Here is a 14,752-nt window from a genome sequence, read left to right as displayed (position 1 = left end):
GTTGCGGCAGGTCGTGGGGGCGGCAACCCGGCCGGCACGGATCATGAAGGGATGACACGTACCTTCGAAGAACTCGTCGCGGAGGCCTCCGAGGCGTCCGTCGACGGCTGGGACTTCTCATGGCTCGACGGGCGGGCGACGGAGCAGCGCCCCTCCTGGGGCTACCAGCGGATGCTCGGCGACCGGCTCGCCCGTGCCTCGGCCGGCCTCGACGTCCAGACGGGTGGCGGGGAGGTCCTCGCCGGTGTGCGGAAGCTGCCGCGGACGATGGTCGCCACCGAGTCGTGGCCCCCCAACCTCGCGCGGGCCACCGCGCTCCTGCACCCGCGGGGAGCCGTCGTCGTCGCGGACCCCGACGAGCCGCCACTGCCCTTCGCCGATGCCGCGTTCGATCTCGTCACCAGCCGCCACCCCGCCACGGTGTGGTGGACGGAGATCGCCCGCGTCCTGCGGCCGGGCGGCACCTATCTCGCCCAGCACGTCGGCCCCGCCAGCGTCTGGGAACTGGTCGAGTACTTCCTGGGCCCGCAACCGGAGGCGGCCCGGCACCGACACCCCGACGACGAGAGCGAGGCGGCCCGCGGCGCCGGTCTCGAGATCGTCGACCTCCGCTCCGAGCGGCTGCGCATGGAGTTCCACGACATCGGCGCCGTCGTCTGGTTCCTGCGCAAGGTCATCTGGATCGTTCCGGGGTTCACGGTGGAGTCCCACCTGCCCCGACTGCGCGCCCTCGACGCGCTGATCCGAGCGGAAGGCCCGTTCGTGGCCCACTCCGCACGCACCCTGATCGAGGCACGCAGACCGCGGACCGGCGACTAGGACGCGGATCCACTCCGACCTACCGACCCACCGGCCCGCTGGTGGGTCGTCATGAAAGTTCCACAGTAAGCACTTCGGAGGGGCACCCGAACGGAGGCGGGTGTCGCCTACACTCCCGCGAGTCATGCACATGATAAGCGGGAGTTCTACGTGAAGAGAATGTTCAAAACGCGTGCGCTATTAGCGTTGATGGCGACGGTCACCGCTTCACTGCTCACGACCGGCTCCGCGCAGGCCGCCGCCGATCCCGGTCTGGATCTGCGTAACTTCGAGCTTCAGCCCATCTCCAATCGTGCCGAACTGCGCGACCGCGTCAGCAAATTGAATGCCGATCTCCCCAATGTCGGGGTGAATTCGATCCTGAAGGTCGCCCCTCGCGAGGGGACCTGGTCGAACGGCGTCTGCAACGGCGCCGCCACCGAAGGGAGCACGGTCCCGGAGGGCTTCTCCCGCAGCTTCTGCTTCGAGGACGCCGACAACGGCGACGCGAACTCCGAGTGGTGGCCGCAGGGCGTGACCACCGTCGCCGACGCCGACGCGGACCAGACCTGGGGCGACCCCGAGACGGGATGGAATCCCGCCGACCACAAGCCCATGCTGGTCACCTGGTACAACAAGGACGACTGGAACAAGGACAAGAAGCCCGACGACACGGACGTGGACGGCCTGAACACCGAACGCAAGGGTGTCCGCGTCTCCTTCATCGATTCCAGCACCGGCAAGTACGCCCACGTCCTGCTCGTCTACCCGTTCGTCAATTCCTCGGGCAACGCGAGCTATATGAGCGTGCGCACCTCGCAGCACTACTCGACGAGCCAGAAGCAGTACGGTTCCCTGCACGCCGGCGGAATGGTCTGGTACGGCTACTACCTGTACGTCGCCGACACCAACCGCGGATTCCGGGTCTTCGACCTGCGCAACATCATCGACCTCGGCGCCCTCCCCGCCGACCAGTGGGGCACCTCCAAGACCGCGATAGGCCGGCAGAACGGCGTCTATCACGCCCACGGCTACCGCTACATCCTGCCGCAGAGCGACGGCTGGACGAACACCGCCTGCGACACGGTCGAGCCGCCGCCGGGCACGCCCTGCGACATGCAGGACGAGGAGAAGACCTGCGAGGCCACGGACGTCACTCCGAAGACCAGCTTCGCGAGCCTCGACCGCAGCTCGGCCGTTCGGCACATCACCACCGGCGAATGGTGCGAGCGGGCGCAGGCCACCGACGCGTACCGGACCGGCCGGGTGATCCGCTGGCCGATGAACGACAGCGGGGGAACCCCGGCGCTGGACGCCAACGGGATCTGGGCCGCCGACTCGGCCTACCGCGTCCCCTTCAACACCGCCTACGAGGACAACGGCGGCGTCCAGGGCGCCGCGGTCGTCAACGGCACGTACTACCTCAGCCAGAGCCGGGGCGCGCTCAACGGCAAGGTGATCGTCGCCCGCCCGGACACCGCCACCGGGCGACTCGTCGAGACGGCCGCCCGACGCACCTCGGCGATCGGTGTCGAGGACTTCTCCGTCTGGCCCGGCTCACCGGACCAGCTCTGGACGGTCACCGAACACCCCGGACAGCGGATGCTGTTCGGCATCAGACCCTGACGGGGCGCTGAGCCGTCGGCGCGACCGGCCCGCTACAGCCCGAAGCCGAGGATCGCGACCTCGAGCGGCAGGGCAGGCTGCTCAGGAAGCGTCGGCGGCTCCTCGCCGCGCCCCGTGTGCGTGGGCGGCACGGGCCGCAGCGCGCGGAGCCCGTCGGCGGCCCACGGCGCGTCCGTGGCGGGGAGCGACAGCGTCATGCGCCGCCCGTCCGCCAGCGTGGCTTCCAGCGTGGTCGAGTCCTCGGCCTGCATGGCACCTCACTTCGTCGACGCACCACGAGCACCGATCTCGGCACCCGACAAAACAGACGCGGGACCGTCGTAAAAGGTTCCCCGGCGGCCCGCGCCCTGCTCGCGGGCAGCCCGTGCCGCATCCGGCGGGGGCCGGAACAGGGAAGAGTGGACATGCCGTCCCTCCCGTAAGGGGGGACATTCGATACGACGTGTCCTTCAGGTCAGAAATGGGGTGGCTGTTCATGGCGCCGCGCACCCGGACCTCGTCCACTGCTGCCTCCTCCTCGTCCACAGGCGAGCTGTGCCTGGTCACCGGCCCCGGTGGCTACATCGGCGGCCGGCTCGTGCCCGAGCTGCTCGACGCCGGATACGCCGTCCGGTGTCTGGCCCGCACCCCTGCCCACCTCCGCGACCACCCCTGGGCGGACCGCGTCGAGACCGTCCGCGGTGACGTCACCGACGCCGAGAGCCTGCGCCCCGCCCTACGGGGCGTCCAGGTGGCCTACTACCTCGTGCACTCCATGAGCTCCGGGCGGGACTTCGAGGAGACCGACCGGCTCGCCGCCCGTACCTTCGCGGCCGAGGCGCGGGCCGCCGGCGTCCGCCGGATCGTGTACCTCGGAGGACTCACCCCCGCGGACCGCCCGGACGAGGAACTCTCACCGCACCTGCGCTCCCGGGCCGAAGTCGGCCGGATCCTGCTCGCCTCCGGCGTTCCCACCACCGTCCTGCGCGCCGCCGTCGTCATCGGCTCCGGCTCGGCGTCGTTCGAGATGCTCCGCTATCTCACCGAGCGGCTCCCCGTCATGGTGACGCCCAGCTGGGTCGGCACCCGCGTACAGCCCATCGCCGTCCGCGACGTCCTGCGCTACCTCGTCGGCAGCGCCCGGATGCCCGACGACGTCAGCCGCACCTTCGACATCGGCGGCCCCGACGTCCTCACCTACCGGGAGATGATGGAGCGCTACGCGACCGTCGCCCGGCTGCCCCGCAGGCTGATCCTGCCGGTTCCCATGCTCACCCCGCGCCTGTCCAGCCAGTGGATCGGACTGGTCACGCCGGTTCCCGCCGCCCTGGCCCGGCCCCTCGCCGAGTCCCTGCGCTACGAGGTCGTCTGCGCCGAGCACGACATCACCCGCTACGTGCCCGACCCGCCCGGGGCACCGCTGCCCTTCGACCGGGCCCTCGTCCTCGCCCTGCAGCGCGTCCGCGAGGCCCAGGTCATCACCCGCTGGTCCTCCGCCGCGGTGCCGGGAGCGCCGAGCGACCCCCTGCCGACCGACCCCGACTGGGCCGGCGGCAGCCTCTACACCGACGAACGGCAGCGGGACGTCGAGGCCGGCCCCAAGGACCTGTGGCGCGTCGTCGAGGGCATCGGGGGCGAGAACGGCTGGTACTCGTTCCCGCTCGCCTGGGCCCTGCGCGGCTGGATCGACCGGCTCTCCGGCGGGGTCGGGCTGCGCCGCGGCCGCCGTGACGCCGCCAGGCTGCGGGTCGGCGACGCCCTGGACTTCTGGCGCGTGGAGGCGATCGAGCGGGGGAGCATGCTCAGGCTCCGGGCCGAGATGCGGTTGCCCGGCCTGGCCTGGCTGGAGATGTACGTGGAGCACGACGGCGACGGCCGGTCGAGGTACCGGCAGCGCGCCCTGTTCCACCCCCGGGGCCTGGCCGGACAGCTCTACTGGTGGAGCGTCGCCCCCTTCCACGCCGTCGTGTTCGGCGGAATGGCCCGCAGGATCGCGGGAGCCGCGGAGGAGTTCGCCCGCGCGGGCGAGGCACACCCTCCCGCCGAGCGCGAGGCCTCGCAGGCGTAAGCCGGCGCGGCATCCGTAAGTCGGTGCATCCGACGGCACACCGCCCCGTGAAAGAGGACCGCAGATCCCCTCGCAGCAGTCCACCCACCGGGCGCCTCACCACCGCCCCGGTGCCCGATCGCCAGGAACGGTGCCATGAACGTCTCGATCGTCCTGTTCACCTCGGATCTCCGGCTCCACGACCACCCGCCCCTGCGGGCCGCCCTCGCGTCGGCGTCCGAGGTGGTGCCCCTCTTCGTCCGTGACCCGGCTGTGGACCGGGTCGGCTTCGCCGCGCCCAACCGGCTCGCCTTCCTCGCCGACTGCCTGACCGACCTGGACGCCGGGCTCCGCGCCCGGGGCGGCCGTCTCGTCGTACGGCACGGCGACACCGTGGCCGAGGTGTGCGCCGTGGCCCGGGAGACCGACGCGGACGAGGTCCACATGGCGGCCGGATGCACCGCGTTCGCACACGAGCGGGAGCGGCGGCTGCGCCATGCCCTGGAGAGGGACGGTCGCCGGCTGTACGTCCACGACGGGGTCGTCACCGTGCTGCCGGCCGGCGAGGTCACCCCGGCCGGATCGGACCACTTCGCCGTGTTCACCCCGTACCACCGGCGATGGTCGGCCGAGCCGCCGCGCTCCCCGGCCGCGGCGCCCCGATCCGTGCCGGTGCCCGGCGGTCTGCGGTCCGACGAGGTGCCCTCGCGCACCGCCGTCGCGTCCGTCTCCGAGGGCCTGGCGGCCGGCGGCGAGCGCAGGGGCCGCGAGCGGCTCACGGCCTGGCTGTCGCGGCACGTCGACTCCTACGAGGACCGGCACGACGACCTCGCCGGTGACGTCACCTCCCGTCTCTCCCCGTACCTGCACTTCGGCGCGGTCTCCGCGAACGAGGTGGTCCACCGCGCACGGTCCCGGGGCGGGGCGGGCGCGGCGGCGTTCGTCCGCCAGATGTGCTGGCGGGACTTCCACCACCAGGTGCTGAACGCCCGCCCGCACGCCGCCACGGAGGACTACCGGACCCGGCACGACCGCTGGCGGCACGGGAAGCAGGCCGAGGCGGACCTGCGGGCATGGCAGGAGGGCCGGACCGGCTACCCCCTGGTGGACGCCGCCATGCGTCAACTCGCCCACGAGGGCTGGATGCACAATCGGGGCAGGCTCCTCGCGGCCTCGTTCCTGACCAAGACGCTCTACCTCGACTGGCGGCTCGGAGCCCGCCACTTCCTCGGTCTCCTCGTCGACGGCGACATCGCGAACAACCAGCTGAACTGGCAGTGGGCCGCGGGCACAGGCACCGACACCCGGCCCAACCGGGTCCTCAACCCCGTTCTCCAGGCGCGGAGATACGACCCGGAGGGCGCGTACGTCCGCCGCTGGGTCCCCGAACTCGCCGCCTTGACGACCCCGGTGGTCCACGAGCCGTGGAAGCTGCCCCCGCTGGACCGGGCAGCTGTCGACTACCCCGACCCGATCGTGGCGCTCGCCGACGGCCTGGGGCGCTTCCGGCGCGCCCGCGGCCAGGACTGAGCCCGCGCGGCCGATCTCCCGCTCCCGGCCGGCCTGCCCCGAGGCCGTCTCAAAACGATGCACAAACGCTGCGTCTTGAGTCGCTGTCGCCGTCCGGCGGAACCTGAGGAGGCACCGAGCACCCGCCCGCACACCGGGCCGCAGGAGGAGTCGTCATGAGCGCAGTGCCCACGATCAGCCGCCCGCGGCCCCTCGCGGCCGACGAAGAACGCCTCCCGCTCCTCCGACCGGACATCGACGGGCCGACCGCCGAGCTGACCGACGAAGCGACCGACGCGGAGATCGGCGCCGGACTCGCCCGAGGGGACGCGCAGTGCCTCGCCCTGGCCTACCGGCGCTGGGGAGGCCTGGTGCTCACCCTCGCGAACCGGACGATCGGGGACGCCGGCGAGGCGGAGGACGTCACCCAGCAGGTCTTCCTCGCCGCCTGGCGCGGCCGCCGCGGATACCGGCCCGACCGGGGCCCCGTCCCGGCCTGGCTGGTCGGGATCACGCGCCGCAGGATCGCCGACGCGCTCGCCGCCCGCACCCGCAGGACCGCGCTCGTCGCCGCCGCCGGGGCTGCCCTGCCCCCGCACCCCGAGGCCGCCGACGGACCCGACCACCTGCTCGACCGCCTCGTGATCACCGGCGAGCTCGCCCGGCTCCCGCGCGTCCAGCGTGACGTCCTGACGCTCGCCTACTTCGGCGACCTGACGCAGACGCAGATCGCACGGCGGACCGGCCTGCCGCTGGGCACCGTCAAGAGCCACACCCGGCGCGGACTGCAGCGACTGTGCCGCAGCCTCGCTCCCGACAGCCCGCACCAAGTCCCGGCGACGCGAGGGCGAACGCACGAATGAACCGGCGAGCCGTCAGCTGAACCGGCGAACCGTCAGCGGTGGGTGAGGACGGAGAGCGCTTCGCGCAGGCCCAGGGGTCGCAGCATCCCGGGCGCGACGGCCCGCCCCGCCCAACCGGGGCCGCCGAGCAGCACCAGCGGGTGGGCCCGGGCGCCCCTGACGCCGAACGAGGTGTCCGCCACGTGCCGGGCGAGCGCGTGGCTCGCGGTGGAGCGGGACTGCGACCAGAGGACGACGGCCGTCGGCCCCAGCCGCCGTACCGCCGCGTCCAGCGCCTCGGCCGGCACCGCCGCCCCGAACATGCGGAACGGCAGGCCGTGCTCGGCGAGACCGGCGGCCAGGGCCTCCAGCGAGAGGGTGTGCTGCTCGCCCGGGACGCAGGCGAGCAGGACCGGCGGCGAGTCGGCCGGGTGCGGCCGGGCGGAACCGGCCAACTGCCGCAGGATGGTGGAGATGTGCCAGGACAGCAGATGCTCGACCTCGACGTACCGGTCGCCCGAGGACTCCCACTTGCGTCCGACGGCGTGCAGGGTGGGCGCCATCACCTCCTCCCACGAGGTGACGAGCCCGTGCGCGGCCACCAGCTCGCGCAGCAGCTGGTCCATGGTGGGGCTGTCGAGGCGTACCGCCGCCCGGGCCAGGCCCCGGAACTCCCGGTGGACCTCCCCGAGGGGCAGCCCGTTGCCGGATCCCGGGGCGCGCGCGGGCACGGCGACGCCGGGGGCCTCGGACGGCGGTGGGACCTGCCCGGCACGGGTCCGGGCCACCCGGGCCGCCTCGGCCGGTGGCACGCCCGACGTCGTGAGCCGGCACATGGCCTCGAGTACGGCGATGTCCTCCGGCGACCAGCGCCGGTGACGGCCGTTCTCCCGTGCCGCCGGACCGATTCCGTACCTCTGGTCCCACGACCGCAGTGTGGTGGGGGAGACGCCCAGCCGCCGGGCGACGGCCCCCGTGGTGACGCCGTGTGTCGCGTCCTTCATGCCTTCATCGTACGACGCACAAACGATGCGAGTGAGGTGCGCGACGGCGGGGGACCTCAGTGAGGTACGCGGCCGGCCCGGTAACCCCATGCCCGGGAACCCCAGTGAGGTACGCGGTCCGGGGGACCCTCAGCGCACCTGTCCAAGGTGACCGCTCCGGACGGCTCTCGTTTGCACAGGCATGCAGTCGTACGACACGTTCCCCAGCACCGGAATATCCCCCGCCGCGCCCCCTCGCCCCACTCGGGACGAGGCCGAGGCGGCGCTCGTCGAGCACTACCCGCGGCTCGTCCGGCTCGCCCACCTGATTCTCCCGCCCGCCCTCGGCCGGCACCGCCGCGTGCTCGCGGCGCACGCGCTCGTGCAGAAGTCCCTCGCGGCGGCCCGGTCACGCCCCGGCCCGGCACCCGCCCCCACCGTTCCCGCGCAGCGTGGCGAGCCGGGGCCGGTCCTCGCCTGGCTGCGGGAGCGTGTCGTGACCGCCGCGCTACGGGCGGCCGACCGTCCCCGGTGGCCCCTCGGGCGGCCCCCGCTCCCCGCCGTCCTCGGACTGAGGCTCTTCCCCCGGGCCGGCGGCGACGACGAGCTCGCGCTGGAATCCGCACTGGCCGCGGTGGCCCCCGAGGTACGGGCCGCCTTCGCCCTGCGCGTCCTCGAAGGACTCACCGCGCAGTCCGCCGGCCTCCTCCTCGCCGCCGCGGGAGTGCCCGCTCCGGACGAGGCGCTCCGCGCCGCCGAACGCCTCCGCACCGCCGTCGGCGCCGATGCCGAATCGCTCCTGCAAGGAGCGGAGTTCGACCCCTGCACCGTGCAGGCGCGCCCCACCGACCTGCTGCGCCGCCGGCACCGGACGCGACTCGCCGCCCTCGCCGCCGCCATGCTGCTCGCCGCGTCCACAGCCGCCGTGGTCACCCTGGGACCCGAGGCGGACGCGCCCCCGCCGCCTGCCACGGCCCTCACCGTCGCGTCCGCCCGCGCGGCCGACCCCGAGCTCCTGGTCAGCACCCCCGGTGAGCGATGGTCCGACACCGCCCGCGTCGACCTCACCGCGTGGCCCGCTCGCGGGGCGCGAACCGGCGACATGGCCCTGCTGTCCCGTGCCCTCGACGCCTGGGCGCGGGGCAGCGGCGACCGGCCGGGCGTCCGGGTGACCGTCACGCCGGGCACGCCGACGACCCCGCCCGCCGCGCCGGCCCGACTGCTCTTCGCCGGCCCGGTCGACGGCTCGGCCGTCGTCCTCCTGCACGACGGCGGCCGGCTCGTCCGGTACGCCGAGCCGCTGACCGGCCGGGGCGGGGCGGTCCTCGAACTGGCCCGGGCCGACGACGCGGACGTGACCACAGGGGCGGCCGTGGCGGTGAGCAGGACGCGGCTCGGAGCGCGGTTCCTGCTCGCCCCCTGGATCGACGAGAGCGCGGTGCGCGATCTCCTGCGGCCCGACGTGCCCGCGCGGCGGCTGGCCGTCTCCGAGGACGGTGTCACCGACCCCGTACCCCGGGCGCCCGGTGACTGCCGGAGCGTTCCCGCGCTGCAGGTGCGGTCCTCCGCCCGGATCGTCGAGGACCACTCCTTCCTGCTGGCGGACCTCGGAGAGCTCAACCCCGTGCACCTCACGTGGACCCCGGCGCCGGGGACCGGGGCCCCCGCACGCCAACCGCGAGAGGCGACGTCGACGGCGGGCCTCGCCGCATGGGCCCGTTCGGCCTGCGGGCTGCCGGAGTTGACGGGAACCGGAGTACGCGCCGTGAACCGGTGGGAGTTCGCCCAGCAGACCCTGCCGGAGCGGGCCGGACGCGCCACGTGGACGTGCACCCGCGCGGAGACCTGGGACGGGCGCGCCCGCGTGGCGGTGGCGTGGGAGGGACCGGACGCGCGCAGCGGGCCGACGCCGGTACGGCCTCCGGGCCCGCAGCCCGCGTACACGGCGGCGTGCAGTCGCTTCGGCCAGCACGTGCTGGTGGGAACGTACTGGACGGCGCCGTCCGGCACGCGCTACTACCTGGCCGCAGGCAGCCGAGCCCTGACCGTGATCACCGCCGGTGGTCCCGTCTCCGCCACCGTACGCGGACAGGTCCTCGCCGTCCGCACGAACGCGACGGGCCAGGTCCGGCTGACCGGCACGGTGCCCGGCACGGGAGAACTCCGGGGCTGGGGAAAGGCGGAGGAAGGAGCCGACAGGTCGTGACGCGATGCGGGTCCCGACCCTGAGCGGGGTCGGGACCCTCAGTGGACCGGAATCCCAGTGATCACGACGCCGCGCGGGTCCTGGTCGGGTCGGTCGTGGGTGGTGAGCCCTGTTGGTAGAAGATGTCGATGTCCACCTCTTCGCCCCCGACGGTCAGGGTGTCCCAGGGTCCGCTCTCCCACAGTGTGCGCAGGGTCGAGGAGTCGAGCGACTCCAGGTGGTTCCGGAGCGTCGGGTCGTCGGGCATGCCGGGAAGGCGCGACGCCAGCCGGTCGCGGATCGACCGCAGTCGTTCCATGAGGGCGTCGATGTCCGCGCTTTTGTCGAGGTCCTTCCCCTCGCACTCCTCGATGCTCTGGGCGATCCTCTCCTTGATCGGTTGGCTGACGCCGTTCTCGTCGGTGGTGATCATCGTGTTCCAGGCGCGGCTCTTGTGCCGGTACTGGAGCATGGACATCGCTGCTTCGTGGCGAGCGAAGTCGGCGTCGCGGAACGGCCTGCCCCTCCAGGCTCCGTTGAGGGACCGGGCCAGCGAGATCGCGGAGCCCAGGCCGCTGTTGAGCCCGCGTCCCGGCCAGAAGTGGATGGCGTTGGCGGCGTCGCCGAGGAGGAATCCGTACGTCCCCGGGGAGGTCGCCGTGGCGGAGCGGAGACGGGTGGTGAACCTGGGGCGCTGCACCATGTCGAGCCGGAAGGCGGTGACGGCGCTCAGGTCCTTCTCGGCGACGCTGAACAGCGCCAGCCCCTCCAGCACCCGCTTCCACAGGGCCGAACCCCTGACCATGGCGGGGAGGAAGAGCGTGCTGTGCGTCGAGCACTGGAAGTCACCGTGGTCGTCGCGCCCCATGACGCACGGGCGTGAGGCGATGCACTCCTCGAATACGTGCCGGACCGGATCGATTCCGACCACTTCCGCGGCCTCGGCGTCGGTGAGCCGCATGTTCAGGAATCCCTCGCCGCGAAGGGCATTGAGGAGAAACCGGTTCTGGGCCACGGTCAGCAGGACGGTCATGGGGTCGGTCAGCGTCGATTTGACGCGCAGGCCCAGGACGACATCCTGAATGTGCTGGCCCTGGAGCGAGTAGATGGACTTGTCGGCGTTTCCGAACCTGTCGGCGAAATACTCGCGCGTTCGGGAGCGGCCTCCCTCGCAAATGGCGAGGACATGATCCTTGGACTCGGATTTCTGATGCTCGGCCGGGTCGAACGAAGCAGGAATCAACCGGATACGGTCCGGCTTTTCGTTGGCCAGTTCGAGCAGTGTGTCCTCGATGTAGGCGATCCGGAGGTTCCTCGGGCTGCAGCCGCGGATCGAGTCGGGGCCGACCGGCCACATCTCGGAGAACGCGTCGCCACGGAACAGCCGTGCCTGAACCTCCTCGGGGAGGTTCAGATACTGGCGGCTCTGCACGGTCACGACCTGCTGCCGGCGTACGTTGCCCTGGCTTTCGTCCTTCCAGACGACCTTCGCCCCGTCCTGGGTCCAGCGGCTGTCGTACACGGCGATGGCGACACGATGCCCCATGAGGTGTTCCAGGAGCAGAGCGAAACTCAGACCGACGGGTCCACCGCCCGACACCGTGACGTTCAGTACCGGCCCTGCCGCCAGGGTCGCTTGCGAGGACGGGCTGAGCGGGCGCAGCACGGAGAGGTCGAGGATGGTCTCCATCGCGTCGGCCGCTTCAAAACGGAACGTCTCGGTGCCTATCTCGATGAGATCCCCGGGCTGCAGTTCGTGCGAGGTCACACGCGCCCCGTTGACTCGCGTGCCATTACTGCTGCCGCTGTCGTACAGAACGAATCCGTGACCCTCACGGCGCACTTCGGCGTGAAAGCGTGAGACGTTTCCGCCGACGATCACTATGCTGTTGTCGCCGTTGCGACCTAAGGTGAGCGGTGTGGTGCCGATCGGAAACCGCTGTCCGGCCAGGGAGCCTTGATGGCCGACGAGCCGAGGAGGCATAGGGTCACCCAATTCCATGAGTCACGGATCCGATGACGAATTGCGATACCGGTAACTGGACGGCAGCACCCTGCATCACGCACCGCGAGTCACGCGGCACGCAGGGCAATCTTAATGCGGCCGCGACGTCGCTGAGAAGGCGTACGGAGCGCTGATCATCACACGGTGGCCATTCCGTGAAGATGTCACAGCGGGGTCCTGAAGTAAGCGGCTGAGTCCTATGTGAATTGTGTGGCAGGAATGGCGTGACCGGTCGAGGTCGGCCTCGGCGACCCGTCGCTCGCGGGGTGCCAGGCCGGTGTTCGAGCTCCCGGCGAAACTTCTTCGGCGACGGCTGTCACATCTGCGCGGCCCGCTCCGTCAGGGCTGTGAAGACGCCGACCAGGGCGACACGATGACGGAGGAGAACCACCATGACGAAGCCCTCGATCTCCAGGATGCCCAACCCCGGCGAGTTCGTTCCGGAGCTGAACGACATCAGTGCCGCACTCTTCCGGGCCACAGGCAACCGCTCGGTCCCGCGCGCCACGATGAGCCTGGTCCACCTGCGCGCCGGGCAGATCGTCGGAAACACCTACCTGACCATCCTGAACACCGGTTTCCTGCGCAAGGCCGGGGAGTCCGAGGAGCGCATCACCGCCGTCTCCTCCTGGCAGGACGCCCCGTACTTCTCCGACGCGGAGCGGGCCGCGCTCGCCCTGGTGGAGGCCACCCTCCAGCCCGCGCCGCACGGCCAGGAGCGCGTCTCCGACGAGCTGTACGCCGAGGTGGCCAAGCACTACGACGAGAAGGCGCTGGCCACCCTCACCATCGCGATCGGGCAGATCAACTTCTTCATCGCCCTCGCCGTCATCGGCAAGCCCCAGCCGGTCGACTCCCTCGCCGACCAGCAGTGGGACTGACCGAGATCCGGGCCGCGGCCGGCGAAGGCTCTGAATCGTTCCGGCGGGGCCTTCTGCCCCGCCGGAACGGTCTGCGATCGGGGTGGAATCCGCACGCGATGTGCCGCGCGGAGCGAGGCTCGCGGGGTGTGTCGCGAGGATGTCGATCATGCGAACTACGCGCGTCGACCTGCCCGTACGACGTTGACGCCCCCAGACGGTCTCGACAAGACTCCTGCCTCATGCAGCCCCCGCGTGACCGCTCGGTCACCCTCGTACAGCGCCGACACGTGGACCTCGTCCGTGTCGCGAGCGCTGTCTGTCGCTGCCGCTGAACGACTGTCCTCCCACTCGCCCAACACCCCTGAGCTCCTCCGCTCGCCCGGACCGACGGGCGGCCCCGGAGGCATGCGCTCACGTTCTCCTGGAGTCCTGTATGTCCACGCCCCTGTCCCGCCGTGCCCTCGGCGGGGTCGCCGCCGGTGCCGCCGCCGCGGCCGCTCTCGGCGCTACCGCGCCCGCCGTCCACGCGGCCCCCGCGACCGACGCGCAGGAGCGTCCCTTCCGCGCCGCGCACCCGCGCCGGCACTCCCGACGGCCCAACATCCTCTTCATCCTGGGCGACGACCTCGGCTGGGCGGATCTCTCCTCCTACGGCTCCCCGCACATCCGCACCCCCCACCTGGACCGCCTCGCCCGCGAAGGCGTCCGCTTCACCGACGCCTACTCCGGCTCGGCGACGTGCTCGCCCACCCGTTTCAGCCTCTACACCGGCCGCTACCCGGGCCGTACGAAGGGCGGGCTCGCCGAGCCGATCGCGGACAAGTCCGTAGGCCTGGAGCCCACCCACCCCACGCTCGCCTCGCTGCTCCGGGACTCCGGCTACGCCACAGCCCTCATCGGCAAGTGGCACTGCGGCTACCTGCCCGACTACTCCCCGACCCGCTCCGGCTGGGACGAGTTCTTCGGCAACTTCGGCGGCGCGCTGGAGTATTACTCCAAGCTCGGCCTCGGCGGCGAGTACGACCTCTACGAGGGCGACGCCGAGTACAAGGACCTGCGCTACTACACCCGGATCCTCACCGAGCGGGCGAGCGAGTACGTCAGCCGGGAACACGACAAGCCCTGGGCGCTCAACCTCAACTTCACCACCCCGCACTGGCCGTGGATCGCGGACGGGGACAAGGAGGCGAGCGACGAGATAGTCCGCCGGATCAAGGCCGGTGACCGCTCCGCCCTGTGGCACCAGGACGGCGGCTCGATCGAGAAGTACAAGGAAATGGTCGAGGACCTCGACCGCTCGATCGGTCAGGTCCTCAAGGCCCTCAAGCGCTCCGGCCAGGAGCAGGACACGCTCGTCTTCTTCGCGAGCGACAACGGCGGCGAGCGCTTCTCCTACAACTGGCCGCTCGCCGGCAACAAGGGCTCCCTCCAGGAGGGCGGCATCCGCGTCCCGTCGATCCTGCGCTGGCCCGCCCGGATCGACGGCGGCCAGGTCAGCGACCTGCCGGTCTTCACCCCCGACTGGACGGCGACCCTCCTCGACCTGGCCGGCGCCCGCCCCCACCCCGCGTACCCGCTCGACGGCACCAGCCTCGCCGGGCACCTGCTGCGCGGCGCCGAGGTACCCGAGCGCGACCTGTTCTGGCGGGTCCGGGGCGAGCGGGCACTGCGCCGCGGCGACTGGAAGTACTACCGGGGCAAGTCCGGCCGCGACCAGCTCTTCCACCTGTCCGAGGACTCCCGCGAGCAGGCGGACCGGGCGCCCTTCGAACAGCCACGCCTCGCCGAGCTCCGAGCCGCCTGGGAGCGGATCGACGCGGGTCTGCTCCGCTACTGAGCGATCGGTCGACTGTGCAGCGCCGAGAGAGGTCTGGTCATGGGGGCGCCGTGAGTGGCGTAGGGTTGTGTCTACCGA

12 protein-coding genes are annotated in these 14,752 nt (G+C 71.9%); 9 read left to right on the top strand and 3 right to left on the bottom strand.

The annotated features are described in order from the left end of the window. The first annotated feature begins 51 nt into the window (after nt 1–51). Both SGA01_RS06470 and SGA01_RS06465 read left to right on the top strand, forming a co-directional pair. Nucleotides 52–819, top strand: coding sequence for a class I SAM-dependent methyltransferase (locus tag SGA01_RS06470; RefSeq protein ID WP_141294218.1), 768 nt, complete (start codon nt 52–54; stop codon nt 817–819). A 189-nt stretch (nt 820–1,008) separates the two neighbouring features. Continuing rightward, complete coding sequence (locus SGA01_RS06465; RefSeq protein WP_141294216.1) at nt 1,009–2,424, top strand: hypothetical protein; 1,416 nt, start codon at nt 1,009–1,011, stop codon at nt 2,422–2,424. A 32-nt stretch (nt 2,425–2,456) separates the two neighbouring features. On the opposite strand, the gene SGA01_RS06460 is transcribed toward SGA01_RS06465, so the two are convergent. Continuing rightward, nucleotides 2,457–2,675 carry a hypothetical protein gene (locus tag SGA01_RS06460; protein WP_141294214.1) on the bottom strand — a complete coding sequence of 73 codons (219 nt, stop codon included), beginning with the start codon at nt 2,673–2,675 and terminating at the stop codon, nt 2,457–2,459. Between the two features lie 224 nt (nt 2,676–2,899). Here SGA01_RS06460 and SGA01_RS06455 point away from each other — a divergent pair, with 224 nt between their 5' ends. The 3 genes from SGA01_RS06455 (at nt 2,900) to SGA01_RS06445 (ending at nt 6,822) form a co-directional block, all read left to right on the top strand. Next, nucleotides 2,900–4,471, top strand: a complete 1,572-nt coding sequence (locus SGA01_RS06455) for an SDR family oxidoreductase (RefSeq protein WP_141294212.1) — start codon at nt 2,900–2,902, stop codon at nt 4,469–4,471. Between the two features lie 135 nt (nt 4,472–4,606). Beyond that, a complete protein-coding gene (locus SGA01_RS06450) occupies nt 4,607–5,980 on the top strand; it encodes a cryptochrome/photolyase family protein (RefSeq protein ID WP_141294210.1) in 1,374 nt (457 codons plus the stop codon). A gap of 155 nt (nt 5,981–6,135) precedes the next feature. Beyond that, nucleotides 6,136–6,822, top strand: a complete 687-nt coding sequence (locus SGA01_RS06445) for a sigma-70 family RNA polymerase sigma factor (RefSeq protein ID WP_141294208.1) — start codon at nt 6,136–6,138, stop codon at nt 6,820–6,822. Nucleotides 6,823–6,854: 32 nt separating this feature from the next. On the opposite strand, the gene SGA01_RS06440 is transcribed toward SGA01_RS06445, so the two are convergent. Next, a complete protein-coding gene (locus SGA01_RS06440; protein ID WP_141294206.1) occupies nt 6,855–7,805 on the bottom strand; it encodes a MerR family transcriptional regulator in 951 nt (316 codons plus the stop codon). 181 nt (nt 7,806–7,986) lie between these two features. Between SGA01_RS06440 and SGA01_RS06430 the strand changes: the two genes are divergently transcribed. After that, a complete protein-coding gene (locus SGA01_RS06430) occupies nt 7,987–9,990 on the top strand; it encodes a hypothetical protein (RefSeq protein WP_167534031.1) in 2,004 nt (667 codons plus the stop codon). A gap of 61 nt (nt 9,991–10,051) precedes the next feature. Here the strand turns inward: SGA01_RS06430 and SGA01_RS06425 are convergent, their stop codons facing one another. Next, entirely contained in the window at nt 10,052–11,971 is a 1,920-nt protein-coding gene (locus SGA01_RS06425; RefSeq protein ID WP_229918478.1) for an FHA domain-containing protein, read from the bottom strand. Between the two features lie 395 nt (nt 11,972–12,366). Here SGA01_RS06425 and SGA01_RS06420 point away from each other — a divergent pair, with 395 nt between their 5' ends. The 3 genes from SGA01_RS06420 (at nt 12,367) to SGA01_RS06415 (ending at nt 14,674) form a co-directional block, all read left to right on the top strand. After that, on the top strand, nt 12,367–12,855 hold the full coding sequence (locus tag SGA01_RS06420) for a carboxymuconolactone decarboxylase family protein (RefSeq protein ID WP_141294200.1): 489 nt from the start codon (nt 12,367–12,369) through the stop codon (nt 12,853–12,855). A 98-nt stretch (nt 12,856–12,953) separates the two neighbouring features. Continuing rightward, on the top strand, nt 12,954–13,169 hold the full coding sequence (locus SGA01_RS42790) for a putative leader peptide (protein WP_371866004.1): 216 nt from the start codon (nt 12,954–12,956) through the stop codon (nt 13,167–13,169). Between the two features lie 101 nt (nt 13,170–13,270). Further along, on the top strand, nt 13,271–14,674 hold the full coding sequence (locus SGA01_RS06415) for a sulfatase family protein (protein WP_229918479.1): 1,404 nt from the start codon (nt 13,271–13,273) through the stop codon (nt 14,672–14,674). Nucleotides 14,675–14,752: the final 78 nt, after the last annotated feature.

Source organism: Streptomyces gardneri, assembly GCF_006539185.1.
Lineage (GTDB): Bacteria > Actinomycetota > Actinomycetes > Streptomycetales > Streptomycetaceae > Streptomyces > Streptomyces gardneri.
This window is presented reverse-complemented; position numbering and strand designations above follow the sequence as displayed.

Bases quoted from the DNA above. Each gene is read 5' to 3' on its own strand.
- SGA01_RS06470 (WP_141294218.1), top strand. From the start codon at position 52: ATGACACGTACCTTCGAAGAACTCGTCGCGGAGGCCTCCGAGGCGTCC.
- SGA01_RS06465 (WP_141294216.1), top strand. From the start codon at position 1,009: ATGGCGACGGTCACCGCTTCACTGCTCACGACCGGCTCCGCGCAGGCC.
- SGA01_RS06460 (WP_141294214.1), bottom strand. From the start codon at position 2,675: ATGCAGGCCGAGGACTCGACCACGCTGGAAGCCACGCTGGCGGACGGG.
- SGA01_RS06455 (WP_141294212.1), top strand. From the start codon at position 2,900: ATGGCGCCGCGCACCCGGACCTCGTCCACTGCTGCCTCCTCCTCGTCC.
- SGA01_RS06450 (WP_141294210.1), top strand. From the start codon at position 4,607: ATGAACGTCTCGATCGTCCTGTTCACCTCGGATCTCCGGCTCCACGAC.
- SGA01_RS06445 (WP_141294208.1), top strand. From the start codon at position 6,136: ATGAGCGCAGTGCCCACGATCAGCCGCCCGCGGCCCCTCGCGGCCGAC.
- SGA01_RS06440 (WP_141294206.1), bottom strand. From the start codon at position 7,805: ATGAAGGACGCGACACACGGCGTCACCACGGGGGCCGTCGCCCGGCGG.
- SGA01_RS06430 (WP_167534031.1), top strand. From the start codon at position 7,987: ATGCAGTCGTACGACACGTTCCCCAGCACCGGAATATCCCCCGCCGCG.
- SGA01_RS06425 (WP_229918478.1), bottom strand. From the start codon at position 11,971: ATGGAATTGGGTGACCCTATGCCTCCTCGGCTCGTCGGCCATCAAGGC.
- SGA01_RS06420 (WP_141294200.1), top strand. From the start codon at position 12,367: ATGACGAAGCCCTCGATCTCCAGGATGCCCAACCCCGGCGAGTTCGTT.
- SGA01_RS42790 (WP_371866004.1), top strand. From the start codon at position 12,954: ATGTGCCGCGCGGAGCGAGGCTCGCGGGGTGTGTCGCGAGGATGTCGA.
- SGA01_RS06415 (WP_229918479.1), top strand. From the start codon at position 13,271: ATGTCCACGCCCCTGTCCCGCCGTGCCCTCGGCGGGGTCGCCGCCGGT.